The sequence below is a fragment of the Neisseria zalophi genome (assembly GCF_008807015.1).
GTDB lineage: Bacteria > Pseudomonadota > Gammaproteobacteria > Burkholderiales > Neisseriaceae > Neisseria > Neisseria zalophi.
The window spans coordinates 1,172,333-1,198,939 of sequence record NZ_CP031700.1; the positions used below are offsets into that span (position 1 = coordinate 1,172,333).

General features: G+C 41.9%; 26 protein-coding genes and 1 pseudogene. 19 read left to right on the forward strand and 8 right to left on the reverse strand.

The window, feature by feature from the left end; all coding sequences use genetic code 11:
• Positions 1-76 precede the first annotated feature (76 nt).
• From D0T92_RS05395 to D0T92_RS05410, 4 genes are all read right to left on the reverse strand, one after another.
• Positions 77-3,166 carry a type I restriction endonuclease subunit R gene (locus D0T92_RS05395; RefSeq protein WP_151050933.1) on the reverse strand — a complete coding sequence of 1,030 codons (3,090 nt, stop codon included), beginning with the start codon at positions 3,164-3,166 and terminating at the stop codon, positions 77-79.
• A 53-nt stretch (positions 3,167-3,219) separates the two neighbouring features.
• Positions 3,220-4,362, reverse strand: coding sequence for a restriction endonuclease subunit S (locus D0T92_RS05400; RefSeq protein ID WP_191963675.1), 1,143 nt, complete (start codon positions 4,360-4,362; stop codon positions 3,220-3,222).
• Positions 4,359-5,900 (reverse strand): type I restriction-modification system subunit M, encoded by a 1,542-nt coding sequence (locus tag D0T92_RS05405; protein WP_151050935.1) that lies wholly within the window; start codon positions 5,898-5,900, stop codon positions 4,359-4,361. Before D0T92_RS05405 ends, D0T92_RS05400 begins: the two co-directional genes overlap by 4 nt.
• A gap of 417 nt (positions 5,901-6,317) precedes the next feature.
• The gene (locus D0T92_RS05410) at positions 6,318-7,100 is read right to left on the reverse strand and encodes a TrmH family RNA methyltransferase (protein WP_151050937.1); all 783 of its coding nucleotides are present in this window, start codon (positions 7,098-7,100) and stop codon (positions 6,318-6,320) included.
• 168 nt (positions 7,101-7,268) lie between these two features.
• Here D0T92_RS05410 and leuB point away from each other — a divergent pair, with 168 nt between their 5' ends.
• The 3 genes from leuB to D0T92_RS05425 all read left to right on the forward strand — a co-directional run bounded on the left by leuB (position 7,269) and on the right by D0T92_RS05425 (position 9,574).
• Positions 7,269-8,339 carry a 3-isopropylmalate dehydrogenase gene (leuB, locus tag D0T92_RS05415; RefSeq protein ID WP_151050939.1) on the forward strand — a complete coding sequence of 357 codons (1,071 nt, stop codon included), beginning with the start codon at positions 7,269-7,271 and terminating at the stop codon, positions 8,337-8,339.
• A 111-nt stretch (positions 8,340-8,450) separates the two neighbouring features.
• Complete coding sequence (locus D0T92_RS05420; protein WP_151050941.1) at positions 8,451-8,789, forward strand: carboxymuconolactone decarboxylase family protein; 339 nt, start codon at positions 8,451-8,453, stop codon at positions 8,787-8,789.
• A gap of 218 nt (positions 8,790-9,007) precedes the next feature.
• Entirely contained in the window at positions 9,008-9,574 is a 567-nt protein-coding gene (locus D0T92_RS05425) for a peptidylprolyl isomerase (RefSeq protein WP_151050943.1), read from the forward strand.
• Between the two features lie 74 nt (positions 9,575-9,648).
• Here D0T92_RS05425 and D0T92_RS05430 read toward each other — a convergent pair whose 3' ends face one another.
• Positions 9,649-9,900 carry an NGO1151 family protein gene (locus tag D0T92_RS05430; RefSeq protein WP_151050945.1) on the reverse strand — a complete coding sequence of 84 codons (252 nt, stop codon included), beginning with the start codon at positions 9,898-9,900 and terminating at the stop codon, positions 9,649-9,651.
• 183 nt (positions 9,901-10,083) lie between these two features.
• Between D0T92_RS05430 and D0T92_RS05435 the strand changes: the two genes are divergently transcribed.
• The 4 genes from D0T92_RS05435 to D0T92_RS05445 all read left to right on the forward strand — a co-directional run bounded on the left by D0T92_RS05435 (position 10,084) and on the right by D0T92_RS05445 (position 11,949).
• Positions 10,084-10,878 (forward strand): hypothetical protein, encoded by a 795-nt coding sequence (locus D0T92_RS05435; protein ID WP_151050947.1) that lies wholly within the window; start codon positions 10,084-10,086, stop codon positions 10,876-10,878.
• Positions 10,879-10,956: 78 nt separating this feature from the next.
• The gene (locus D0T92_RS11360; protein ID WP_191963676.1) at positions 10,957-11,118 is read left to right on the forward strand and encodes a hypothetical protein; all 162 of its coding nucleotides are present in this window, start codon (positions 10,957-10,959) and stop codon (positions 11,116-11,118) included.
• Positions 11,111-11,581, forward strand: a complete 471-nt coding sequence (locus tag D0T92_RS05440) for a DUF3465 domain-containing protein (protein WP_151050949.1) — start codon at positions 11,111-11,113, stop codon at positions 11,579-11,581. Before D0T92_RS11360 ends, D0T92_RS05440 begins: the two co-directional genes overlap by 8 nt.
• Positions 11,582-11,724: 143 nt before the next feature.
• Positions 11,725-11,949, forward strand: a complete 225-nt coding sequence (locus D0T92_RS05445) for a YdcH family protein (RefSeq protein WP_151050951.1) — start codon at positions 11,725-11,727, stop codon at positions 11,947-11,949.
• 118 nt (positions 11,950-12,067) lie between these two features.
• On the opposite strand, the pseudogene D0T92_RS05450 reads toward D0T92_RS05445, so the two are convergent.
• Positions 12,068-12,567, reverse strand: a pseudogene (locus D0T92_RS05450) (transposase).
• A 39-nt stretch (positions 12,568-12,606) separates the two neighbouring features.
• Between D0T92_RS05450 and D0T92_RS05455 the strand changes: the two are divergent.
• Positions 12,607-13,614 carry an IS5 family transposase gene (locus tag D0T92_RS05455; RefSeq protein WP_151049983.1) on the forward strand — a complete coding sequence of 336 codons (1,008 nt, stop codon included), beginning with the start codon at positions 12,607-12,609 and terminating at the stop codon, positions 13,612-13,614.
• A gap of 278 nt (positions 13,615-13,892) precedes the next feature.
• Here the strand turns inward: D0T92_RS05455 and D0T92_RS05460 are convergent, their stop codons facing one another.
• Positions 13,893-14,546: a response regulator gene (locus D0T92_RS05460; protein ID WP_151050953.1), complete on the reverse strand. Its 654-nt coding sequence runs from the start codon at positions 14,544-14,546 to the stop codon at positions 13,893-13,895.
• Positions 14,543-16,369, reverse strand: a complete 1,827-nt coding sequence (locus D0T92_RS05465) for a type IV pili methyl-accepting chemotaxis transducer N-terminal domain-containing protein (protein ID WP_151050955.1) — start codon at positions 16,367-16,369, stop codon at positions 14,543-14,545. The genes D0T92_RS05460 and D0T92_RS05465 overlap by 4 nt, the downstream gene beginning before the upstream one ends.
• Positions 16,370-16,857: 488 nt before the next feature.
• On the opposite strand from D0T92_RS05465, the gene queC reads away from it, so the two are divergent.
• From queC to D0T92_RS05520, 11 genes are all read left to right on the forward strand, one after another.
• Positions 16,858-17,523, forward strand: a complete 666-nt coding sequence (gene queC, locus D0T92_RS05470; protein ID WP_151050958.1) for a 7-cyano-7-deazaguanine synthase QueC — start codon at positions 16,858-16,860, stop codon at positions 17,521-17,523.
• Between the two features lie 170 nt (positions 17,524-17,693).
• Entirely contained in the window at positions 17,694-18,119 is a 426-nt protein-coding gene (queD, locus tag D0T92_RS05475) for a 6-carboxytetrahydropterin synthase QueD (protein ID WP_151050960.1), read from the forward strand.
• A 132-nt stretch (positions 18,120-18,251) separates the two neighbouring features.
• Positions 18,252-19,412 carry a cell division protein ZapE gene (gene zapE, locus D0T92_RS05480; protein ID WP_151052993.1) on the forward strand — a complete coding sequence of 387 codons (1,161 nt, stop codon included), beginning with the start codon at positions 18,252-18,254 and terminating at the stop codon, positions 19,410-19,412.
• A gap of 75 nt (positions 19,413-19,487) precedes the next feature.
• Positions 19,488-19,913, forward strand: coding sequence for a nucleoside-diphosphate kinase (gene ndk / locus D0T92_RS05485; RefSeq protein WP_151050962.1), 426 nt, complete (start codon positions 19,488-19,490; stop codon positions 19,911-19,913).
• Positions 19,914-20,040: 127 nt separating this feature from the next.
• Positions 20,041-21,141: a 23S rRNA (adenine(2503)-C(2))-methyltransferase RlmN gene (gene rlmN, locus D0T92_RS05490; RefSeq protein WP_151050964.1), complete on the forward strand. Its 1,101-nt coding sequence runs from the start codon at positions 20,041-20,043 to the stop codon at positions 21,139-21,141.
• Positions 21,138-21,905, forward strand: a complete 768-nt coding sequence (gene pilW, locus D0T92_RS05495; protein WP_225315150.1) for a type IV pilus biogenesis/stability protein PilW — start codon at positions 21,138-21,140, stop codon at positions 21,903-21,905. The genes rlmN and pilW overlap by 4 nt, the downstream gene beginning before the upstream one ends.
• Positions 21,905-22,798: a helix-turn-helix domain-containing protein gene (locus D0T92_RS05500; RefSeq protein WP_151050966.1), complete on the forward strand. Its 894-nt coding sequence runs from the start codon at positions 21,905-21,907 to the stop codon at positions 22,796-22,798. The genes pilW and D0T92_RS05500 overlap by 1 nt, the downstream gene beginning before the upstream one ends.
• The gene (gene ispG, locus D0T92_RS05505; RefSeq protein WP_151050968.1) at positions 22,798-24,069 is read left to right on the forward strand and encodes a flavodoxin-dependent (E)-4-hydroxy-3-methylbut-2-enyl-diphosphate synthase; all 1,272 of its coding nucleotides are present in this window, start codon (positions 22,798-22,800) and stop codon (positions 24,067-24,069) included. Before D0T92_RS05500 ends, ispG begins: the two co-directional genes overlap by 1 nt.
• An 87-nt stretch (positions 24,070-24,156) precedes the next feature.
• A complete protein-coding gene (locus D0T92_RS05510; RefSeq protein WP_151050970.1) occupies positions 24,157-24,558 on the forward strand; it encodes a hypothetical protein in 402 nt (133 codons plus the stop codon).
• A gap of 34 nt (positions 24,559-24,592) precedes the next feature.
• Positions 24,593-25,888, forward strand: coding sequence for a histidine--tRNA ligase (gene hisS / locus D0T92_RS05515; protein ID WP_151050972.1), 1,296 nt, complete (start codon positions 24,593-24,595; stop codon positions 25,886-25,888).
• A complete protein-coding gene (locus D0T92_RS05520; protein WP_151050973.1) occupies positions 25,889-26,515 on the forward strand; it encodes a YfgM family protein in 627 nt (208 codons plus the stop codon).
• The last annotated feature ends 92 nt before the right edge of the window (positions 26,516-26,607 follow it).

Here is a 26,607-nt window from a genome sequence, read left to right on the forward strand (position 1 = left end):
GTGGTTTGTGTTTGTTTGAGTATGGATAAGGCCGTCTGAAAGGTTTCAGACGGCCAACAGGCTACGTGCATCTGTGTTATGAAATATCGCCGCCTACACCTTTAAATTTTTCAACCAGTGCGGAAACTTTTTCAAAAACGCTTTGTTTTTTCGTATGGTATGCCGGATTGAGCGGGCTCATTTTCGGCAGCATATCATTCAGCGCGGTGCCGTGTTCGCTGGCATATTCACGTTTTAACGAAGCGGAAATATAACGTTTGGCGGCATCAATATTGAGTGCTTCTTCATCAATCAATGCTTGAACTTCGTGTTGTTGTACATCGCGGGCAAAAGCATAAAAAGATTCAATAATGCCTGCTTTATCGACAATCTTATCCAGATCGGTTCGATTGATAAAATCAACAATCATGCTTTCTTTCGCCGCGTTGCCACTGGCGCGGATAGTGCGGCGGATTTCTTCTGCCAATGCCGATTTATTCTTGGTTTTCTGATTGTGTTCCCAAATCAATTCTAAAATATAATCCAGATTGATTTCTTGCGATTTGAGCAAGTCCACATCAAAATCTACATCATTCCAATCAAGCTCGGTTTGTTCGGGGTTTTCACTTTCTTTCTTACGGCGTAGCCAATCGCGGATATCGCGGTAGGTAGAAAGATAATCTTGGATAGTCCGTTCACTAGGTATTTCAACTGCGGGAATCGCTGCAATATCGGCATCATTCAAATAGAATTTATCTTTAAATTCGGCTACTGCATCGGCATCGGTTTGATCAATCTGTTGCCATGTTTGCAAAACAGTAAATTCATCATAGTTTTGCAAGATATTTTCTACTTTAAGATATTTGCCAAACAATTTGGCAAAATCTTTTTTGTCTTTTTCCGTGTCAATAGCATCGGGAGTAGGGAAGCGTTCTTGCAATTCTTTCACAATATCCGCATAGCCCGGATGTTCTTTACCGTTGGTATCGGTATAGCCGTTCATATATTCCTGATAGCTTCTTTCCAGCACCACATTGGCAGTATTTTGATTGCCAAATAGGGTAATGGCATCAATGGTGTCTTGCTCCAAATCGCGGAAGGTAACAATATTGCCGAAGCTTTTTGTTGAATCATAAATGCGGTTGGTACGTGAATAAGCTTGTATGAGACCGTGATAGCGCAGGTTTTTATCGACAAATAAAGTGTTTAATGTTGGCGCATCGAAGCCGGTGAGGAACATGCCGACCACAATCAGCAGATCCACTTTCCGATATTTAACTTTCGAAGATAAATCGCGGTAATAATTTTCAAATGATTTGCTGTCTACGCTGAAATTGGTTTTAAACAGAGCGTTATAATCTTGAATCGCCGCATTGAGAAACTCTTTGGCACTGGCGTCCATTGCTGTCGGGTCGGTATTTTCATCGGGAATATCGCCGACGGCACTTTGCTCTTCATTGGCGGCAAATGAGAAAATAGTGGCGATTTTCAGTGGGTTGGGGCTGTCTGCTTGAAGCTTTTTAAAAGATTCATAATAGAGTTTGGCCGCATCAACGCTGCTCACGGCAAACATAGCATTAAAGCCTTGGTTGCCATTGCGGCGGTGTGTTTTCTTATTAAAATTATCTAAAATATATTGCGAAATTTCTTCAATACGTTTGGGGTGCAATAAAGCCTGTTTCGTTTCCAAAGCAGAAAGTTTATGCTCGTCTTTCTCGCTTTCCATCTGCTGAAAGTTTGGCCGAACATTGTTGTAGTCCACTTTAAATTTCAATACTTTTTCATCGCGAATAGCATCGGTGATCACATAAGTATGTAGCAGCTCGCCGAATACATCTTGCGTAGTTTTATTGCCTAAAGCATTGTCTTTGAGAATCGGCGTGCCGGTGAAGCCAAACTGATAATAGCGTTTGAATTTTTGCTTGATATTTTTTTGCGCTTCGCCAAATTGCGAACGGTGGCATTCATCAAAAATAAACACAACCTGCTTATTATAAATCGGTAGGTCTTCTTCACTTTTTATCAGATTGTTTAGTTTTTGAATCGTGGTAACAATGATTCTATTGTCTTGTTTTTCAATATTGCGCTTCAGCCCGGCGGTGTTGGTCGAGCCGTTTACACTGTCGGGTGAAAAGCGTTGATATTCTTTCATGGTTTGATAGTCAAGGTCTTTGCGGTCAACCACAAAAAATACTTTATCAATAAAATCCAATTCCGTGGCCAGCCGTGCTGTTTTAAAACTGGTTAAGGTTTTGCCCGATCCTGTGGTATGCCAAATATAGCCGCCGCTTTCGACATTCCGCCAATTTTTTGCCTGATAAGCACTTTTGATTTTCCAGAGAATGCGCTCGGTGGCTGCAATTTGATAAGGGCGCATAATTAGCAGGGTATCGTTTGAGTCAAACACCGAATAATGAAGCAATACGCTCAACAACGATTTTTTTTCAAAAAACGTTGCCGTAAAGTCTTTTAAATCTTTAATCAGCGAATTATCTTTTTTCGCCCAATTCATGGTGAAATCAAAGCTGTTTTTATTGCGCTGGGTGGTATTGGCAAAATAGCGCGTATCGGTGCCGTTGGAAATCACAAACATCTGCACATATTGAAACAGCGAATGTTTATCGTTTAAGCTCTCTTTGCTATAACGGTGTACCTGATTAAACGCCTCGCGAATAGACACCCCGCGCTTTTTCAATTCGACATGCACCAAAGGCAGGCCGTTGATTAAAATGGTGACATCATAGCGGTTGGCATGGCTGCCTTTTTGCTCAAACTGATTAATCACCTGCACATGGTTGCGGGTGATATTTTTCTTATCTAAGAGCGCGATATTTTTAATATGGCCATCATCAAATATAAAGTCATAAATATGGTTATCGTGGATTTTACGGGTTCGCTCAATCAGGTTTTCAGACGGCCTATGGAGGTATTCTTCTAAAAAACGCTGCCATTCATTATCGCTGAAAGTAATATGGTTGAGTTTTTGCACCTGTTCGCGCAGATTGGCCAATAGTTTTTCCGTGCTATTTAAATCTTTGCGGTATTCATAGCCTTGGTTTTGCAAATCGCTAATCAGCTCTTGCTCCAATTGGCTTTCGGTTTGATAAGACCCGCTTTGTTCGATTTTGGTATATTTATCTAGAATAATAAAATGATTGGTTTCGGCGATAGGTTGGGTTTCGGTCATAGCGTTTTCTTTCTCTAAATCTTGAATATTGTATCGGGCAATGTTTAGACGGCCTATTGTGGGTGTGGAAAATCAAGCAATAAATTGCGGTAGTATTCATATTGCTTTTGACGCAATTCGATTTCACGCGGCAAGCCCTCGCTAATGGAGTGGGCGAGGGTGTCGAATTTGTCGAGAATGGCGACAATACGGGCTTGTTCTTCAAGTGGTGGAATGGGGATTTTTATTTTTCTTAAATTATTATTATAAAGACGTTTAATAGTTCCACCTTCAGCAATATTCCAGTTAACAACTTGATAAATATAGTATAAAAATTTATTTAATATTTCATCTTCATTGTTTCCAATCCATACAATATTACTATCTTGAAAATATGCATCTTCTCCATCAAATATTACAGTTCTGCCTATAGTGCCACTTGCGGAAATTAAAACTTCTCCGAGTTTAGGATAACTATATTTATTTTTATACTCATCAAATAATTCTTTTGATATATAAGCATCTGGTTTTTTTCCAAAAGTACCTATTTTATAGAATGGTATATCTCCAGAGTTTGAAGTTTGATGCTTTAAGATTCGTTTGCACATACGAATTTCACCAATTTCTCCTAATTCTTTCCATTTAACTTCTTGATTTGTAAAATTAAGTAATTTGTTGCGATAATAATGGTATTGCTTTTTCCGCATGGTAAGCTCGGCTGTAAGCTCGGCTGTAAGGGAGGTTAGTGTGTCTAAAATTTGTACGATTTTAGTTTGGACTGATAAAGGGGGAATAGGAATAGGAATTTGTAACATTTTTGCTTTTGTTAATTTTGCTCTAGTTCCACCTGTTAAATAGGGAATAAAATTAATATTTCGTAAATAGTGATATAAAAAACGATTTTGTAATATGGGTTTGCTGCGAATAACGTGCACATGATTATTAGCCCAAAATTTTCCTGTTGCCCATTGAATGGAATAGTTTTCAAGGCTGGATGATCCATCTTCTGCAATTAATATAAATTCTCCATCATGTGTATGCCCTTCTACATAATCTTGAATATTATTAGCACCGTAGTAAGGTATTTTGCCATTGACTCGAAAAGATGCTTTAACTGGTTTTCTTGCATTATTGGCAATATCAGCTATCTCTTCTAAAATTTTCCATTTTACTTCAGCCCCCTGAAGCAATTTCTCCATTATCCGATTAGTATTCATTGCTCTATCTCCGTAATAATGGCATCAATTTCGCTGCGTAAACGGGTAATATTGGCAACAGTGCTTTGAATCTCGGCATTTAATTCGGCAATATTGATCACTTCGCTCGTGTCTTCCGCTTCCACATAAGCACTTACCGACAAATTGTAGTCATTATCGGCCACGGTATCGTAATTAACCGATTGGGCAAAATGGGGAACGTCGGCTTTATCGGCAAACACCTGCATGATTTTTTCAATGTGCTCTTCGGTGAGCACATTATTATTGGTTTCTTTTTTAAATAAACCGCCGGCATCAATAAATTGAATATCGGTATTGGTTTTGTGCTTAGACAAAACCACAATATTCACGGCAATGCTGGTGCCGAAGAAGAGATTGGGCGCGAGTGCAATCACGGTTTCAATATAATTATTGTCTATCAGATATTGGCGGATTTTTTGCTCTGCGCCGCCACGGTAAAAAATACCGGGAAAGGCAACAATAGCGGCGCGGCCTTTGGCGGAAAGGTAGCTGAGCGAATGCATAATAAAGGCAAAATCGGCTTTGGATTTCGGCGCCAATACGCCGGCCGGGGCAAAGCGGTCGTCATTAATCAGGGTCGGGTTGTCGCTGCCTATCCATTTGAGCGAATAGGGTGGGTTGGAAACGATGGCATCAAAGGGCTTTTGTTCCTGAAATTGAGGGGTTAGGAGCGTATCGCCTAAAGCAATTTCAAATTTATCGTAATTGATATTGTGTAGAAACATATTCATACGGGCGAGGTTGTAGGTGGTATGGTTGATTTCCTGCCCGTAAAAACCTTCTTCTATCAGATGTTCGTCAAATTGTTTTTTGGCTTGCAATAATAATGAGCCGGAGCCGGCGGCGGGGTCGTAGATTTTATTGATTTTTTGCTGCCCGTGTGTGGCTAGGCGGGCAATGAGTTTGGAAACGTTTTGTGGGGTGAAAAATTCGCCACCGGATTTGCCGGCATTGGCGGCATAATTGGAAATCAGAAATTCATAGGCATCGCCGAATAAATCAATCTGATTGTTTTGGAAGTCACCAAAGTTGAGGTCTGCCACGCCTTTTAATACTTTGCTCAAACGTTGGTTTTTATCTTTAACGGAATTGCCCAAGCGGTTGCTGGTGGTGTCGAAATCGCCAAACAGCCCTTTAATATCGCGCTCGGAAGGGTAGCCATTAGCGGAGTTTTCAATATCGTTAAAAATATTTTTTAAATCGGTGTTTAAATTTTCGTTTGCTTCTGCGTTGGCAACGATATTTTGAAACAGTTGGCTGGGGTAAATAAAATAGCCTTTGGTTTTGATAGCGTCTGCTTTGATTTCGGGGGTAATCACATCATCTGGCAGGGCGGCATAATTGACACTGTCATCACCGGCTTCGATATAGTGGGTGAAGTTTTCGCTGATAAAGCGGTAAAACAAAGTGCCGAGAACGTATTGTTTGAAGTCCCAGCCGTCTACCGAGCCGCGAACATCATTGGCGATTTGCCAGATGCGGCGTTGTAGTTCGGCGCGTTGTTGTTGGCTTGTCATATCGGATAAATCCTTCAAATAAAAATCGGTTGGGCGGAAAGCGGTGGTGTGGTTGTTTTTAGTGGGTCGCTTTCCGGCGGTTTATAGTGAATGTGAATTGCTTTTCACAAATTCACTTATTTTATCGTTATTATTAAGTTTCGGTATGGTTTTTCAATAAATATCGTTTGATATTTTAAGAGACCGAGACCTTTGCGAAAATCCCTTAAATTCTCTATCAAGATATTTAAGGGGGATTTCTCATGAATACTTTCTTTCAGCAAACCGTACAAGCCATGATTGCCAAATACATTGACCGCTTTCCTTTTCTAAAGCCGGAGCAGCCGCTTGAATAGTATCAGAACCACCGGAAAACCCGTTGTATCCGAAACCGCTGAGGTTGTTGCCACGCCTATCCCTTATTGTGATGGGATTGGTTTAGGGCAGGCGCTGGCGCAGTTGTTCGAATAGGCAGACGGTTGCCGCCATTGCCACATTCAAGGATTCGGTTTGCCCGGCCATCGGGATTCTGACGCAACCGTCGACTTTATCGAGAATATCGGGGCGGATGCCGCTGCCTTCGTTGCCGAACACCCATGCGGCCGGTTCGGTTAGCGTCATGTCATAGAGGTGGTGTTCGTTGTGTTGCGAAAGGGCGGTTGCCCAAATCGGGTTTTGATAGCTTGGGCACCATGCGGATAAATCGACTCGTTCGCAGATGGTCAGCAGAAAATGCGCTCCCATGCCGGCGCGTAATACTTTCGGCGACCATGCGTCGGCACAATCGTTGCTCAATATCAATTGCTTTATTCCTGCCGCTGCGGTGCTACGCATCACCGTGCCGACATTGCCGGGATCTTGTACGCGGTCGAGCACCACGCAATCGCCGTGTTCTGGCAATGGCGGGGCGGTAGGAATATCAATTAAAGTGAGGATTTCTTCGGCATCGGTTAGGCCGCTGATTTTGGCCAATATCCCCGAAGCAACGGGAATTTGTTGGTTTTCAGACAGCTTGGCGAGTAAGGCGCTGATTTCGGGTGTCTGCCGTTTGTGTTCGGGTATATAAACCCGAATAGGCATGCCGCCTGCTTGCAGATAGGCTTGCAGAAGATGCACGCCTTCTAAGACGGTTTGCTTGTGCAAGCGGCGTGCTTTGGCTTGCGAAAGCAGCTTCGATAAGTGTTTGAGTTGCTCGTTTTTGGCAGAGGTAATCGTTTCCATAGGCGGCATTATAATGTTTTCAGACGGCCTTGTATCCGCCTGAATAAACAGGCCGTCTGAAAAAAATAGTGAGCGGTTGTGATTGCGCGATATTTATATTAACCGTATAGGGGAAAAAAGGTACAATCGAAACCGTTTTAGTCTGTTTTGTCTACAAGGAACTCATCAATGTCTAAAAAAATCGTGATTCTGCCCGGCGACGGTATCGGCCCGGAAATTACCGCACAAGCTGTTCGTGTATTGGATAAATTGATTTCAGACGGCCTGGATGCTGAATATTTGTATGCCCCGCTCGGTGGTGCCGCTTATGACGAATACGGCCATCCTTATCCCGAATATACCCAAAAACTCTGCCGCCAAGCCGATGCGGTGTTGCTCGGTGCCGTCGGCGGCCCGCAATATGACGAACTCGACCGCCCGTTGCGCCCCGAACGCGGTTTATTGGCTATCCGCAAGGATTTGAATTTGTTTGCCAATCTGCGCCCGGCTGTTCTTTATCCCGAATTGGCCAATGCTTCGACGCTTAAACCCGAAGTGGTGGCAGGCTTGAATATTTTGATTGTCCGCGAGCTGACCGGTGATATTTATTTCGGCGAACCGCGCGGTATCCGCACTTTGGAAAACGGCGAGCGCGAAGGCTTCAATACCATGAGATACAATGAAAGCGAAATCCGCCGTATTGCCAAAGTATCGTTTGAAGCGGCGCAAAAGCGTAATAAAAAATTGTGTTCGGTCGATAAAGCCAATGTGCTGGAAACCACCGAGCTATGGAAAGAAATCTTTACCGAAATGAGCAAAGATTATCCCGATGTCGAACTCAGCCATATGTATGTGGATAATGCCGCCATGCAGCTGGTGCGTGCGCCCAAGCAGTTTGATGTGATCGCTACCGGCAATATCTTCGGCGATATACTCAGCGATCAGGCCTCTATGCTCACCGGCTCAATCGGCATGTTGCCGTCTGCTTCTCTGAATGAAACCGGCAAAGGTTTATACGAACCGTCGCACGGCTCCGCCCCTGATATTGCCGGACAAAACAAAGCCAATCCGTTGGCGACGATTTTGTCGTTAGCGATGTTGTTGCGCTACAGTCTCAATGATGAAGCACGCGCCAGCCGTGTTGAAAAAGCGGTAGAAAAGGTGTTGGCACAAGGTTATCGTACTGCAGATATCTTTGAAGAAGGCAGCAAATTAGTTTCCTGTATGGAAATGGGTGATGCTGTGTTGGATGCGATATAGTATAAAATATGTTAAAATCATAAAGATTATTGGTTTTAATCAATAGATTCTGCTTTTCGTTATATAATGCAGGATCTTACTTATTGATAAAACGGATAAAAGGACAATATCATGTTTAAAGATTGGCCCGAACATACCGCCTTGTTGAAAAAGTCTTTCGCCAAATTGGGTAAAGAACACCCGAAAATGATTCAAGCTTATGTTTCATTGGAGCAGGCGGAAGCAGCGGAAGCGTTAGACGAAAAAACCAGAGAGCTGATTGCCATTGCCGTAGCGATTACCACCCGTTGCGAAAGCTGTATCAGTATTCATGCTGAAAGAGCGATTAAAGCGGGGGCAACCGATGGTGAAATCGCCGGTGCATTGGCTACCGCAATTTCTTTGAACGCCGGTGCCGCCTATACTTACGCTCTGCGTGCAATGGAAGCTGTTGAAACACAACGTAAATAACAGCAAACCGTTAGGTTTTGGTGATTCGGTATGGTAATATCGGATACTGTAAAATAGGCCGTCTGAATAATATTGTTTATTTTTCAGACGGCCTTATATGCTGGTTAGCCGTTGAAGATTATAAGTATTCAAAAACATATTAATCTTGATGCTAATAACCATAAGGCATCGTAATATGCCTTTCCCCAACATTAAAGGTAATCATTAATTAAAAAATTATGAAACATATCAATAAAATAATATTCACAGGTATAGCACTTGCCGCTGCTTTTCACACACATGCAGAAACCCGTGCTGTGATCGACACCAATATGGGTAAAATCGAGTTGTCGCTGGATGAAAAAAAAGCCCCTAAAACCGTGGCCAATTTTGCCAACTATGCCCATAAAGGCTTTTATAACGGCACTATTTTCCACCGCGTTATCGATGGCTTTATGATTCAGGGTGGTGGTTTTACCGCGGATATGAAAGAAAAATCAACCGATAAAGCCATTGTGAACGAAGCAGACAATGGTTTGAAAAATACCGTCGGTACCATTGCCATGGCCAGAAGAGCCGGTCCGCATTCGGCAACCAGCCAGTTTTTTATCAATGTGGCAGATAATCATTTCTTGAATTTTAAAAATAAAACCATACAGGGCTATGGCTATACCGTATTCGGTAAAGTGGTTTCCGGTATGGATGTGGTGAATAAAATCGCTAAAGTCGGCACCACGAATTATTCTTTTTACCAAAATGTTCCGGTAGAGCCGGTAGTAATACGGAGTGTTACCGTTGTCGAGTAAAATATCTGTAAAAAACAGAGTATAAAAAACGCCCTTAAAGGGCGTTTTTTACTGTGAATACGGGAAAAGACTGCTTAACGTTCTTTTTCACGGAAAAAAGCATAAGTCACATCGTGAAACAAATCTACGTGCGGACTGTCTTCATAAGTCAGTTCGGCCAATGCATCTTCAAATGCCAATTGCACCGATTCGACCACGTCTTGCGCGATATCGGCGGGCAGTGCGCGAATCATGCCTTTTAAGGCGGTAGCCAATACATGATTTTGCATTCGGACGGCCTCATAGGCTTCTTCAAGGTATTCTAGTCGCTGTTCCATACCGTTCATGATTTTCCCTTTCATAATCTGATAAAATGCAGCATTATACCGCATACTTTTTAAGAAGCCCGCAGCCTTTACCGGTGCTTCTTTGTGGTTTTTGTGTGCTTGCTAATTATTTTAGGCACACGCTGAAAAAAGACAATCCGAAACGGCGGGAGTAGGCCGTATTATCATAGAGAGAAAATAATAATGAAACACCAACGTCATACCAATTCCGATAACAGTAAAGACGAGTTCGATTGGGAACGCGGCTTAGAGCAATTACGCGAACAGCGCAATGCAGGCCATAATAAACCGGCTAAGGTTTCGGCAACCGCTTCGACACCGAAACCGGAGGCTAAAACTTCATCATTATCCGAAGAAGTCCAACTCAATCATACCGCTGCCGAAAAATTGCTGCGCGAATATTTGCAACAGTGGCAGAAAGAACATAATGATCCGTTGGCAGACACCATGACGGCGGAAACAGATGCAACCGTATTATTGCAGGAAGATTGGTTGGCTGCTCAAACAGCGTTGCAAAGTGCGCGTATTGACGACAGTAAAATACAAAGTACCCGCACGGTATGGTTGAATCCGAAGCGGCAAAATGTGGCATTTGAAAATCCGATACCCGAACAGCCGAAGCAGAGTAGTGAAGAAAACGGCGAACAAGAAAACCAGCTTGAAGAAGCGGTACAACCGGAAGAATGGCTGCCGGTAACCGTGAAAGTTATCAATCCTCAGGCTGATCCGCGTAAACCCGTGTTGTTTCTTTCCGAACAGGAATTGCTCGAACACCTAACCCGCCGTCTGCGCCCACATTTAACCGATGCCGTTGCCGGAATGGTGCGCGTAGCTATCCAAAAACAGGCGGCTACACTGACTTATCAGCTTCAGCAAACATTACACGAACAAACCCCCGCGTTGGTGGATGAAATATTAGAATATAACCTTAAAGCTGTGATGTCTGATATCAAATACAGTTTAAAATACAAGCGTTAAATGTATGATTAGGGCCGTCTGAAATATTGAAATTTCTAGGGCGGTTTTTATATGGCATATATAATGGAGATTTATGATATGAATAAACGTTCTTGGATTGTCATCGTTATCGCTCTGATTGCCGGTGGCTATAAAATATGGAATAAGTACCAACGCCATGTGGAAAAGAGTGATTATCAAGCTAAAATAGAGCAAAGTATAGAGACAGTCAAAGATATTAAGTTTAAATCAAATGAATAAACGTGCTTGGATCGGTATCGCCATTGCTCTGATTGCCGGTGGCTATAAAATATGGAATAAGTCACAACCCTATATAAACAAAAGCGATCATAGCGTTGAAATACAGCAACCCGGTATAATACCAAGTTCGGCAGAAGACATTCTTCAGGCAGCGTTTGAACGGCAACAAAGCGATATTCAAATCGAAGGCAGCGGCCAAGTGACTAAAACGTTGCCTGATGATAATAAAGGCTCGAGGCACCAGCGTTTTATTTTAAAGCTGGCTAGCGGTCAAACTTTATTGGTGGCACACAATATCGATTTAGCTCCTAAGATTAAAGGACTGAAAAAAGGCGATACCGTGTCGTTTTACGGCGAATACGAATGGTCGAAACAGGGTGGTGTGATCCATTGGACGCATCACGATCCGCAAGGAAGGCATGCCGACGGATGGCTTAAACATAAGGGCATAGTTTATCAATAATTTCGCCAGTATAGGAAAGCAACACAGGCCGTCTGAAAGCTGAAAAAACTGGATAAATCTGCCTAATTTGTTATAGAATGCATCCGACTCAGGTAAGCAGATAATTGCTTAATTTTTAATTTGTATTGTAAGAGGAAAACGAAATGTTCCCAGAATACCGTGATTTAATTTCTAAATTAAAACAAGAAGATACGCACTTTGCCCGTTTGTTTGAAGAACACAATCAGTTGGATGACAAAATCACCGGTTTGACCAACAATCCTGTTACTGAAGGTTTAGATGAAATTGAAGAATTAAAAAAACAAAAATTGCATTTAAAAGATCAATTATATGATATTTTGGTGAAAGCCGATAAAGAAGCCAAATAATTGCTTTAATGTCGGAAAATGATATGGAAAGGCCGTCTGAAATTTATTCAGACGGCCTTTTTGTTAGCTTTGTTTAGAATCGGTGATGAAAGTATTTGGGGATGCTCTGGTAACTAGATCAATTGTCTCTTACCAATTGTTTTAAAAGGACAATTAAAACTTTATTTTACTGTCGTTAAATGCTATTCGTACTCCTTCAAATACAGCTAAAATTGGCTTTAGGAATGCCATTGAACTTACGTAAATGACGTTTCGCCTGATTCCAAAAGTTCTCAATACCGTTTATATGGTTCTGCTTATCAGTAAAATGCGTACTGTGATTGATACAAAAATGGTTAAATTCGCTGACATCCAGTACATCATAGTTTTTGTAGCAATCCGTATAAACAATACTGTCAGGCTTAACCTGCTCTCGAATAAATCGAATATTTCCAAATGCGGGCTATTTTGATAAATCAGCTAACGTAGTCGGTAAAAATAATAAACGGCAGTATTTCTATGAATAACTGTTAATTGTGCTGCTGTTCTGGTTGTTACCCGTGCAACAAACAGCTCGATTAACTTGTGTTGTTTATACTGATTTAAACGGCTTGAGACCTTTGCAAAAACCCTAAAAATCCCTTAAATTCTTCACCAAAGATATTTAAGGGATTTCTCATGAGTACGTTCTTTCAGCAAACCGCCCAAGCCATGATTGCCAAACACATTGACCGCTTTCCTTTATTAAAGCTCGAACAGGTAATTGATTGGCAGCCGGTAGAGCAGTATCTGAATCGTCAGAAAACCCGTTATATCAGAGATCACCGCGGCCGTCCCGCCTATCCCTTATTGGCTATGTTTAAAGCCGTTTTACTCGGCCAATGGCATAGCCTTTCCGACCCCGAACTCGAACACAGTCTCATTACCCGTATTGATTTCAACCTGTTTTGTCATTTTGACGAGATGAATATTCCCGATCACAGTACCCTTTGCCGTTACCGCAACTGGCTGGCACAAGACAATACCTTGGCCGAACTGTTGGATTTGATTAACCGCCAACTGACTGAGAAAGGCTTAAAGGTAGAGAAGGCACAGGCTGCCGTTATTGATGCGACGATTATTCAGACGGCCGGCAGTAAACAACGTCAGTCCATAGAGGTTGATAGCGAAGGAGAGATAACCGGTCAAACCACACCGAGCAAAGATAAAGATGCCCGTTGGGTGAAGAAGAACGGTCATCATCAATTAGGCTATAAGCAGCACACCCGTACCGATGCGGAAGGTTACATTGAGAAGCTGCATATTACAGCGGGCAATGCCCATGAGTGCAAACATCTGTTGCCTTTATTGGCAGGCATTGCCAAAGAGACAACGGTCTATGCGGATAAAGGTTATGACAGTGCGGAAAACAGAAAGTATCTGGAAGAATATAAACTGAAAGACGGCATTATGAGTAAATCCCATCGCAACCGTCCGCTGACGGAAGCGCAAACCCGCCGCAACAAATATTTATCGAAAACCCGTTATGTAGTGGAACAGAGTTTCGGTACGCTGCACCGTAAATTCCGCTATGCCCGGGCAGCCTACTTCGGGCTGGAGAAAGTAGCGGCGCAAAGTCATCTGAAAGCGATATGTTTGAACCTGTTGAAGGCGGCCAACAGGCTACGTGCGCCTATTGCTGCCTAAAAGGCAGCCGGATGCCTATTAATTAGGCATCTGAGGAGTAATAAAGGGGATATTGCGGTCAAAAACAGCCGAAATCCTGTGTTTGGAGTTCGGCTGTCGGGTGAAGGACTATTTCGCAAAGGTCTCAACTTTTCTTTATAAAAGTTATTTTATATGTTTTGAATAACTCTAGTTATCTAGGATAGCTTCAATATATTAATCTAATTCGGTAATATGAATTCTAAGATAATAATTAGATTTTTAATAAATTAATTATAAAATATTGATAATATAGAATTTTATGGCAAAGGGATGTTGTGTTGTACTGCATAAACTGCAGCTTGAACCCGGCTGGTTAATTCTAATTTACGTAAAATACTTTGTACATGTACTTTAATGGTAGATTCGGCCAAATCAAGTTTTCGGGCAATAATTTTATTACTGTGACCTGCTGCTAAATGACCGAGAATTTCCATTTCACGAGGGGTTAGCGTGTCTAATGTATTGGTTACAGGTGGTTTGTTGGGGCGGATTAATGATTGAACTAAGCGAGCTGTCATTTCAGGAGAAAAAACATTATCACCATTGGCAGCTTTTTTAATAGCATCTATTAAAAATTCAGCATTAATGTTTTTTAATAGGAAACCGCGTGCACCTAAACGCATACATTCGGTTAAATCTTCTCCGTCTTCAGACACTGTTAACATAATAACAATTTGTTCGGGATTGCTACTAAAAATCTGTTCTAATGCTTCACGGCCATCCATGGTTGGCATATCCAGATCTAGAAGTACGACATCAGGATGTAATTGTTCAACCAGCTTTACTCCACTTAAGCCGTCTGCGGCTTCACCAATCACTTTAAATTCGTCTTGACGTGCCAGTAGGGCTTTGATGCCACTTCTGAACAAGGTGTGGTCATCTATTAATACGATACTGATTTTATCATTCATATTAAAATTCTTTCTTGTTTGGGAAGGATCAGTGATATCCTACTATATTGATTTGGTTGAGAATCTAATTTTAATTGTGCATGAATACGCCGTGCACGTTCCCGCATAATTTGAAGCCCGACATGATTTCCGGATAATGTTTCCAGTGAAACAGTATCAAATCCCTTGCCATTATCGGTTATTATCATAGTAAAGTCGTTTTGATTATTGAAAGTCAGATCGACTTCTGTCGCTTGTGCATGTTTGCGGATATTAGATAAACTTTCTTGCAAAATAAAAATAAATTGTAATTGTTGTTCACTGCTCAAGTGAGGACCATCTCCTTGCCACTCTACTCGAACTCTGGCATGTGTTTGTTGTTCGAAACGCTCAACTAAAGTATGTACGGCATCTGCAAATTCTTTCCGGCTGATTTTTGTACGGAAATTAAGCAGTAATTCTCGAACATCTTCATAACATTCTTGTACACCACTTTTAATAAATTGAAGGTTTTCCGATATCTGTTCTTGATTTTGTGTTGTTAGTGCACTTTCCAGCATCTGAACTTGTAGGTTTAAAAAAGTAAGTGTTTGGGCAATGCTGTCATGTAAACCTTGTGCAATAAAATTACGTTCTTGTAAAACAGCCAATTGTCGACTTTCATCAGCCAGACGAATATTAGTCAGTACCAACCCTAATAAGTTGCACAAAGCCCCTATTAACCCTGTGGTATTGGTTGTGAACGTATACTCTTGATTGAAATATAGCGTCATTATGCCTAAATCCTGCTGGTTATATCGGATCTTGAACACTTCTAAATATTGGAATCCGGACTTTTCGCAGTCGGTAAAGGATTGTTTCGGTATTTTAGCTTCGTTATTAAAGTAAATCGGTTGCCAGCTGTTTTGTTTTACACTTTGACCACAGAAACAGTCTTCTAGCTTTTGGCAGGCTTCGGCATTTTGCAGATTTTCGGGCAAGCCGCAGTGCGCGATTAAATCTATGCGGCGGCGTTTGTTGTCGATAAGACGTATGCTGCCGGCTTGTGCCGGTATCAGTCGCATAATTCTTTTTAGAAATATATTGCCAGCTTCTGCGGTTGTTTGTGTTTGGTTGAGTAAGCGTGAAAAGGAATAAAGTGTTTTTAGCGTATAATTTTTTTCAGCTAAATCATGGGTTTTTTTAATGACTTCATCTTCAAGATTGGTATAAAGTTGTTGTAGGCGGCTACTCATTTGGTTAAAGCCGCGATCAAGTTGGGCAAATTCTGTTAATTGATTGATTGGAACCTGTACACCCAAGTTTCCGTCATGAATATGATAAACACCCTCTTGTAGTTCGTCTAAAGGGCGAATAATCCACAAATACAATAAAACCACCATGACACTGGCACCAATAAGTACCATGGCGATCAAACCGCTTTGAAAAAGACGTAACCAGTATGTGTAGCGGGTATTAACGGTTTCTATTGCTAAAACCAAATTATCAATGGATGTAACAAAATTTTGTAAGTACTTTTCATCAAAAGCTGTTTTTTGTTGAAGCGATATTTGTAGTGCCGGTTTGATTTGTTGCTGCCATTGAGATTTTAGTTTGGCCATCTGGTGCATTACTTCAGGAGTGCCAGGGAGAAACAACGGCCTCGCAGGATCCCCTGCTTCTAAGTTATTTAATGTGGTGTCGAATTCTTGGATTTTATGTGCTATTTCTTCTTCAGGGGGATGGTTGCTTAATAATAGTCCTAGCCGGTAGCTTTGCATCCGCAAGCTACCGGCATCATTGATGGCTGCACCACCGCCTTCTAACCGCCACGACAATAATAGGGTAAAAATAATAGAGGCCATTGCTATCGTTACCCATAATATAGTGAGAAATTTTAGTCGTGATGATAAGCTTTTAGGAAATAATTTAGGCAATAGAAATGCTCCGTATACAAAACAAGAAATAAAGCAAAATGGTTATCCCAATTTGTTACTATGAAACATTTTAATTGAATATGGAATAAATAAAGTGAATTATCTGACTAATACTTTGTAAGTATAGATTTGATTTCATAATGATTTATAAATTTTAAAAAGTATAGGAAATATTGAGTTAAAAATATTGGGCCGTCTGAAATATTCAGATGACTTTTTATTTTAATGGTTAACTAAATTAAGAGATGGAAGGTAAGGCAAATTTATTTCTGAGTGGTTCTTAAAATACGCATATCAAAATCAAAAGCATTTCAATCGGAAACTTATTATGTGTAGAAAATAAGTTATAATCCGCGTTTTATCTTTAATCCACCGCGGTTCGAAATCCTCCCGCGATACCAAAACTAGGAACGTAAATGTTATCTCAAAAAGCATTGGTCATTTTTTCGGGTGGCCAAGATTCTACCACTTGCCTGCTTCAGGCGATTCATGCTTATGGGCGTGAAAACGTTCAAGCCATTACATTCGAATACGGACAGCGTCATGCTATCGAATTAGAGCGGGCGCGTTGGATTGCAGCAGATCTGGGTGTGCCGCAAACGGTATTGAATTTAAATCTGATTCAACAAATTACACACAATGCGTTAATGGACGATACAACCGATATTCAGACGGCCACAGACGGTATGCCGAATACTTTTGTAGACGGGCGTAATGCATTATTTCTACTCTATGCGGCTATTTATGCCAGAAGCCAGAATATTAAAAATATAATTATCGGCGTTTGTGAAACCGATTTTTCAGGCTACCCCGATTGTCGGGATATCTTTGTTAAATCAATGAACGTTACTTTGAATTTGGCGATGAACGATTCATTTCAAATTCATACGCCTTTAATGTATCTGACCAAAGCGCAAACATGGGCGCTTGCCGATGAGATGGGCTATTTAGATTATATCCGTGAAAAAACCCATACTTGTTACTATGGTGTTGAAGGTGGTTGTGGCGAATGCCCGAGCTGTATATTGCGGGAGCGTGGATTGGCTGAATATTTGGCAAGCAAAAACCATGTTTCTGTCTAATGATGTTTTATCGGGCAATAAGCTGTTTTATGATATAAGTCATTGGAATTTATGCTTAAAATATTCAGACGGCCTTTGAAGTATAAGTAAGTAGTATGAAAATATATTGCTTTTACCACATAGATTGGCCTCAAACCAATTGGAAACACTTCCACACTACTAAGAAAAATATGAAAATTACCAAAATATTCACATTTGATTCATCCCATATGCTTGACGGGCATGACGGAAAATGTAAAAACTTGCACGGACATACTTATAAACTCGAAGTTACGGTTTCAGACGGCCTGATAAGCGGAGGCGCTAAAGACGGTATGGTGATGGATTTTTCTGATTTAAAAACTATCGTTAAACAAGAGATTATCGAGCCTTTTGACCATGCGTTTATTTATCATGGTGGTAATGAGCGTGAAAGTAAAATTGCCGCATTATTGGAAAGTTGGCAAATGAAAACCATGAGGCTGGATATCCGTACGACAGCGGAAAATATGGTGGTGTATATGTATAGCCGTCTGAAAGCCGCCGGATTACCGGTGTCCGGTATTAAATTATGGGAAACACCCACATCATGCGCTGAGTTTGAAACATCGTTATAGTATATGTTTGTCATTTTTATAAATCTATATCTGTTTGATTTATGTGTACAGTATGATTGGCGGGTGTTTCGATTTGGTTCTTAAATTGATTAACGATATAATGGCAACCTTATTTTTACTCAAATGGTTATGATGAATAATAAAGAAAACCGGTTTGTTCCACCTGACTTCAGCAACCATAGTCCGCTGACTTGGTATCAGGCCGCTGCGGAGCAGCCGGCATTTATCCGCGACGCAGCACAAGCCAAAGCCATTGAATATCTTGATCGGCTTTGGACCGAGCTGATGATGTTCAAGCGTAAACGTAACCGTTTTTTAGGCCGTAGTTTGCGTTCCCCCCAGTTGCCGAAAGGCTTATATTTCTATGGCGGTGTCGGAAGGGGTAAAAGCTTTTTGATGGATGTGTTTTACGGCTGCCTGCCTTACCGACGCAAACGTCGTGTCCATTTCCATGCGTTTATGGCAGAAGTGCATCAACGCATGAAAGCCTTAAAAAGCGAACCGAATCCTTTAAAAGCAGTGGCTGCTGAAATTGCACAAGAAACACGGGTTTTGTGTTTTGATGAGTTTCATGTGAGCGATATTGCCGATGCTATGATTTTAGGGCGTTTATTGGAAAATCTGTTTGATGCCGGCGTGGTTTTGGTAGCAACTTCCAACTATGCACCTTCCGAACTGTATCCGCAGGGTCAAAACCGTAGCAGTTTTCTACCAACCATTGCTTTAATCGAAGAAAAGCTTACAGTCTTAAATGTAGACGGTGGTGAAGATTATCGGTTAAGAACCTTAAATCATGCCGAAGTTTTTTATGTGCCGAACGATGAAGCCAATGAACAAAAACTAGCCGCATTGTTTGCCCGTGTTGCACATGAGAAGAAACGTAATCCGCAACCGATCACCATTAACGGGCGTGAAATCTTGTGTAATGCCTATGATGACAAGGCTATTTGGTTTGATTTCCGTGCTTTATGTTTCGGGCCGCGTTCGCAGGCAGATTATCTTTATTTGGCCGAGCATTATCAGATGGTTTTCGTGTCGGGTATTGAGAAATTAAGCGAAGCCGAGCGAGCGGAAGCCCGTCGGTTAACTTGGTTGATAGACGTGCTTTATGATTATCGTGTAAAGCTTTGTGCGACCAGTCAGGTGCCTGCCGAAGATATTTATTTGGAAGGTGATTTTGCCAATGAATTTGTGCGTACCGTCAGCCGTATGGTGGAAATGCAGTCGGAAGAATATTTGGCACAGCCACATCTTACATTGGGTGCGGACAGTAAAAAAAATAATAGTATTTAACAAAATATTCAGGGTTTTTGTTAGAATGTATATCCCTGATTTTATAAATCAATAAAAAATTAAAGGAAACTATTTATGGCTATCGAACGCACTATTTCTATTATCAAACCCGACGCAGTTGCGAAAAATGTTATCGGTCAGATCTACACCCGTTTTGAAAATAACGGATTACGTATTATTGCTGCTAAAATGAAACATTTGACCAAGGCAGAAGCGGAGGGTTTTTATGCCGTGCATAAAGAGCGTCCTTTCTTTGCCGATTTGGTTTCTTTTATGACCAGCGGTCCGGTTATGATTCAAGTGTTGGAAGGTGAGAATGCTGTAGCCAAAAACCGTGAATTAATGGGCGCGACCAACCCGAAAGAAGCTGCTGCCGGTACGATTCGTGCAGACTTTGCCGATTCTATTGATGCCAATGCCGTGCATGGTTCCGACAGTTTGGAAAATGCAGAAAAAGAAATTGCTTTCTTCTTTGATAACAGCGAGATTTGTGCCCGCTAATAATCATACAGTATTGTTCTTCGGGCTGTCTGAACGTTCAGACGGCCTGAAGGTTTTTAAATGGCAGCTTTTCTTTAAAAGCTGAATAAATATATAAAGCTTTCATTTAAAAGCTTTCCGAGAGAACATGAAAACGAATCTACTAAATTTTGATTTAAACGGTTTAACCGAACATTTTGCACAAATGGGCGAAAAACCTTTCCGTGCCAAACAAGTGATGCGGTGGATGCATCAATCGGGTGCAGCTGGTTTTGATGAGATGACCGACCTAGCCAAATCCTTGCGCGCAAAGTTAAATGATCAAGCTGTGGTCGCCGTGCCGGATTTATTGGTTTCGCAAGAGTCTTCGGACGGTACGCGCAAATGGTTATTGGATGTCGGCACAGGCAATGGTGTGGAAACCGTGTTTATCCCTGAATCCGAACGGGGTACGCTGTGTATTTCTTCACAAGTGGGCTGTGCACTGGAATGCACGTTTTGCTCAACCGGCAGACAAGGGTTTAACCGCAACCTGACTGCGGCGGAAATTATCGGTCAGCTTTGGTGGGCCAACAAAGCTATGGGTGTGACGCCTAAAAACGAGCGGGTAATTTCCAATGTAGTGATGATGGGGATGGGTGAGCCGTTAGCCAACTTTGATAATGTGGTTACCGCATTAAGTATTATGTTGGATGATCACGGCTACGGGCTGTCGCGCCGTCGTGTTACCGTATCTACTTCCGGTATGGTTCCTCAAATGGATAGGTTAAAAGAAGTAATGCCGGTGGCATTGGCTGTATCGCTACATGCTTCAAACGATGCTGTGCGTGATCAAATTGTGCCGTTAAACAAAAAATATCCGTTAAAAGAATTGATGGCGGCCTGCCGTCGTTATTTGGAAAAAGCACCGCGGGACTTCGTTACCTTTGAATATGTAATGCTTGATGGTGTTAATGATAAACTACAACATGCGCGGGAATTGGTAGAGTTGGTGCGTGATGTACCATGTAAGTTTAATTTGATTCCTTTTAACCCGTTCCCGAATTCTGGTTATAACCGTTCCCGTAATGAAAATATCCGTATATTTCGTGATGTTTTACAACAGGCGGGCTTTGTCGTAACCGTTCGTAAAACCCGTGGTGATGATATTGATGCTGCTTGCGGTCAACTGGCCGGGCAGGTTAAAGATAAAACACGCAGGCAGCAGAAATGGCAGCAAATTGTCTTGGAACAAAGGGGGAGTCTGTGAAATTGAAAACATTAGGTTTGGTATTGTCTTCAGTATTGGTATTAAGTGCATGTGCCGGCACGGGAGGGGCTCGTCCAAGTGCGCATGATAAAGCTGATCAGATTGCCAATATTAAAACGCAATTGGCTTTGGAGTATATGAAAGCCAAAGATTACCGTCAGGCTGTTAACAGTATTGATGAAGCATTGGCCGCAAATTCAAAAAATGAAAATGCCTGGCTAATTCGTGCGCAAATTTATCAATATCTTAAAGTTAATGATAAAGCACAGGAAAGTTTCCAAAGGGCATTGGCTATACAGCCTGATAGTGCGGAAATTAATAATAACTATGGCTGGTTTTTATGTAGTATTCAAAACAGGCCAAATGAATCTATTCAATATTTTGACAAAGCACTTTCTGATCCCACATATCCGTCGCCCTATATTGCTAATCTAAATAAAGGGATATGTAGTGCGAAGATGGGACAGTATTCGCTATCCGAAGCATACTTCGAACGTGCATTGGCTGCACAGCCGCAGTTTTTCCCGGCATTAAAAGAAATGGCACGAACAAAAATGCTGGCTGGTAATCTAAGTGATGCCGATTATTACTTCAGACAGTATCAAAGTAAAATCGATTTGTTGAGTGCCGATGATTTATTGCTGGGGTGGCAGCTTTATAATGCTTTAGGAGATACACAGGCTGCTTATGAATATGAAGCCCAGTTGCGCGCTAATTATCCTTATTCCGAAGAATTGCAAACAATTACAACAGGACGCCTGTAATGACTGACAATCAACAAACAGAACAACACACACTGAATAATGCTGCAATAGAATTGGGAGAAAAATTACGGAAGGCACGGGAGCAGAAAAACTATTCTATCGGTGAAGTGGCCGAGCGTTTGAAGCTTTCAGCACGCCAAATAGAAAGTTTGGAAAGCGGCAATTATGAAGATATGCCGGAATTGGTTTTTGTGCGTGGTTTTTTACGCACCTATGGTCGGTTCTTGGGCATAGACGATGAAGAAATGTCTTCCTATCTGGATAGAATTATCCCGCAAAACCGCAGTAATGTTTATGCTGTTGAGCGAAATGGCGGTCAATCATTTAATTATCAGCAAACCGAAGTTAAAAAATCATTCCCGAAATGGATTTTTGGTGTGTTGGTGTTGGTATTGATTGGCGGCGGCGTGTATGTTTGGCAAAGCAAATCTAATTTAGAGTATGCCAAGCAAAATGATTCGACACCTTCTGCCCAGTTAGAAAATGCATCAAATACAGATTTAGAGGCAGACAATATTTCTGTTGTGGCGATGAGTAGCGATGCTGTAGCATCTGCTATTCTTAATCCCGGCTCTACCCAAGATACGTCAAATACTGCTTCAGCAACAGCTCAGGCGGCTTCTACACCTGCCGAAGGTTCTGTACCGATTGCCGGTGAATTGGTTGTTAAAGTGCGTTATCGTTCCAAACTGGTTATTAGAGACAAAGATGAACAGTTGGTGATCAATGAGATTGTTCCTGCCGGTAGTGAGCATCGTTTCCAAGGCGGAGCTCCTTATAATGTTTGGATTGGCTATGCATTAGGAGCGACCGTTAATTATGGTGGGCAGGAAGTTTCCGTTCGAAATAATATGGTGGGTAAAACCACTTCATCATTTATTGTAGGTCAGTAATGAGTCATTCTACTCTAAAGCGTCGGCAAACTCATCAAGTACAGGTCGGCCATGTGATGGTCGGATCTGAATCACCTGTTGTGGTTCAATCTATGACCAATACCGATACAGCCGATGCAGTGGGAACAGCAGAGCAAATTAAGGCATTGAGTGATGCCGGTTCGGAAATTGTACGGATTACAGTCAACAGCCCCGAAGCAGCTTCTAAAGTTTCGGAAATCAGAAGCCGCTTAGATGATATGGGGTGCTTGACACCGCTTGTAGGCGATTTCCATTTTAATGGTGAAAAACTATTAAAAGAGTTTCCTGATTGTGCCAAAGCATTGGCAAAATATCGTATTAACCCGGGCAATGTCGGTAAAGGTGTTAAGGGGGATGAAAAATTCGCCTATATGATCCAAACGGCGGCAGAACATGATAAAGCAGTCCGTATCGGCGTGAATTGGGGTTCTTTGGATCAAAGTCTTGCCAAGCGTATGATGGATGCTAATTTGACTTCTGCCAATCCTAAAGCGCCTGAAGAAGTGATGAAGGAAGCGTTGATAGTTTCAGCTCTGGAATCAGCACAAAAAGCAGTGGATTTAGGGCTGCCGGAAAACAAAATTATTTTGTCTTGTAAGGTTAGTGCCGTACAGGATTTGATTCAAGTTTATCGTGATTTAGGCAGCCGTTGTCAATATCCGCTACATTTAGGGCTGACTGAGGCCGGTATGGGCAGTAAAGGTATTGTAGCTTCTACGGCTGCATTGTCTGTTTTATTGCAAGAAGGTATCGGCGATACCATCCGTATTTCACTGACACCCGAACCGGGAAGTCCGAGAACTCAGGAAGTGGTGGTTGCTCAGGAAATTTTGCAAACCATGGGGCTGCGTTCTTTTACGCCCTTGGTGACCGCATGTCCGGGCTGTGGTCGTACAACGAGTACAGTTTTTCAAGAGTTAGCCCGAGATATTCAACATTATTTGCGCGATAAGATGGTTGTATGGCGTACGCAATATCCAGGTGTGGAGTCTTTAAATGTGGCCGTTATGGGCTGTGTGGTGAACGGGCCGGGTGAAAGTAAGCTGGCTGATATCGGAATCAGCCTACCGGGCACGGGCGAAACACCAGTCGCCCCGGTTTATGTAGACGGTGAGCGCAAAGTTACCCTGAAAGGGGATAATATGGCGAGTGAATTTTTAGCTATTGTACAAGAGTATGTCGAGGCTAATTATGGCGCGGGCGGTAAAAAACGTAATGAAGCCAAAGTTATTCCAATTAGGTCTGCTTAACTTACTTTTATCTATTGAAGTGTTTCAGATGGCATAATGTCTATATAATAAGAAAAAATATTTTAAAGATATAAGAAAAGGCAGAATATGGCTTCTGATTTACGTGAATTACTACTGCGTCTTTATTTGATCAATAATGCGCAGGTGGAACATAAAGTCTTTATTTATACCTATTTGGGGGTTAGTGATATTGCAGCTAACCCGTTTCAATTTGTCAGTGCGGATTTGCTGGAGCATGTTAAAAAAAGCGTGATTTTGCAAAATCTGCCTTCGGGCGAAATGATTCAGGCTTTTATTTCACCGGTCGGAGACTTCGGCCGTAAATCTGATTGGGCAGTTGAAAATATTATGCTGTATGGTAATAAAAACGGTATTTTAATATCGATTGATCTGAATAAAGAAAGTATCAGCCAATCGGATAAATACAAACAATTTACCGGATTAACCACCAGCATGTTAAGACAGTTTATTAACGGTGGTTTGGTATAAACAGGCCGTCTGAAAAAATTAAAGCACAATATATATGGGAACAAAAATCCAAGCTGTTAAGGGCATGAATGATTTGCTGCCGGTAGAGCAAAAAGATTTCAAATTAACTGCATCTTTTTGGCAGGCATTTGAAGATACGGTCAGCCGTTGGGCGGGTCGATTTGGCTATCAGCAAATTCGTACGCCGATTGTTGAGCAAACCGGATTATTCGTGCGTTCCATCGGTGAAGAAACCGATGTGGTCGGCAAAGAAATGTACACCTTTGCCGATTCCAACGATAAGTTGAGTTTAAGTTTGCGTCCTGAAGGGACTGCATCTTGCTTGAGGGCGGTTGTCGAACATAATCTGCTTTACAACAATCCACAAAAATTGTGGTATATGGGGCCGATGTTTCGCCGCGAACGACCGCAAAAAGGCCGTTATCGCCAATTCCATCAAGTCGGTATCGAAGCATTGGGATTCGAAGGGCCGGATATTGATGCCGAAATTATTGCCATGTCGGCAGACTTGTGGAAAGAATTGGGCATTCGTGATTATTTGACGCTCGAAATCAATAGCTTGGGTAATCGTGAAGAGCGTGCGGCACACCGTGCTGCTTTGGTGGCTTATCTTAGCCGTTATGAAGATAAATTAGATGAAGACAGCAAACGCCGCCTTTATACCAACCCACTGCGTGTGTTAGACAGTAAAAACCCGGATTTGCAGGAAATTTGCAATGCCGCGCCGCACTTAACCGATTATTTGGGTGAATCATCGCGTGCGCATTATCAGCAGTTCAAAGCCATGTTGGATGGCTTGAATATTGATTATATTGAGAATCCGCGCTTGGTTCGTGGGCTGGACTATTATAATCAAACGGTATTCGAGTGGACGACAGATAAACTCGGTGCTCAGGCTACAGTTTGCGGCGGTGGCCGGTATGACGGACTCATTGAAGAGCTAGGCGGAAAACCTGCGCCATCAATCGGTTTTGCTATGGGCGTAGAGCGCTTGCTGTTGTTGGTGCGTGAGTACGGTAAATTGGCTTTTCAGACGGCTCCTGATATTTATGCCGTTCATCAGGGAGAGGGTGCTGTTTTGCAAGTGATGAAGTATGCGCAAGCACTTCGTTCAGACGGATGGCGGGTGTTACAACATTCGGGCTATCAAAGTTTGAAAACACAAATGAAAAAAGCCGATGCCAGTGGGGCGCGTTTTGCGTTAATCGTTGCGCAAAGCGAGCTTTCAGACGGCACGGTTACATTAAAAGATATGTCGGGGCGGCATGCTCAGGTAACTGTTGATGCCGCTTTATTAAGTGATACTTTAGAACAATGGAAGAATAATTAAATGGCTGCACATATTGAAGAACAAGAAGAACTTGAGAACTTCAAATATTTTTGGAATAAATGGGGGCGTTGGCTGTTTGGTATATTGCTATTGGCCGCGTTAGGGTATCTTGGCTACGTTTTCTATCAATCGCAACAGAATAAGCAAAATCAGGAAGCTGCCGGTGTACTGATTCAAATGGTAGAGAAAGAACAACAATCAAAAAATGCCAATACCAATGCCGATTTGCAAAATTTACAGCAAAACTATCCCGATAGTATTGCGGCGGCTCAAGCGACATTAATGGCTGCTACTAAAGAATTTGATAACGGTAAATATGATATAGCGGCAGGCCATCTGAATTGGGTGTTGAAAAATCAAAAGTCTCCTCCTGTTCAGGCATTGGCAGTACAACGTTTGGCCGTCGTGAAATTGCAGCAAAATCAATTTGATGAAGCGTTAGCGGTTTTAGAAACCACAGTCGATAAGGCATTTGAACCTTTATTGCTAGAAACTAAAGGTGATGTTTATGCCGCACAAGGTAAAAATAAAGAGGCTGTGCAAGCTTATGAACAGGCTTTGGCACAGCTGCCAAAAGATGCTTTCAATCGAGAAACCATACAATTTAAAGCCGACCAATTGCAATAAGGCCGTCTGAATTAAGTGTAAATACAGGCTTGCGGAAAAATCTTCTGCAAGCCCGTTGTATTTTAAGCGTACAATGCAGTAATTATATGAAT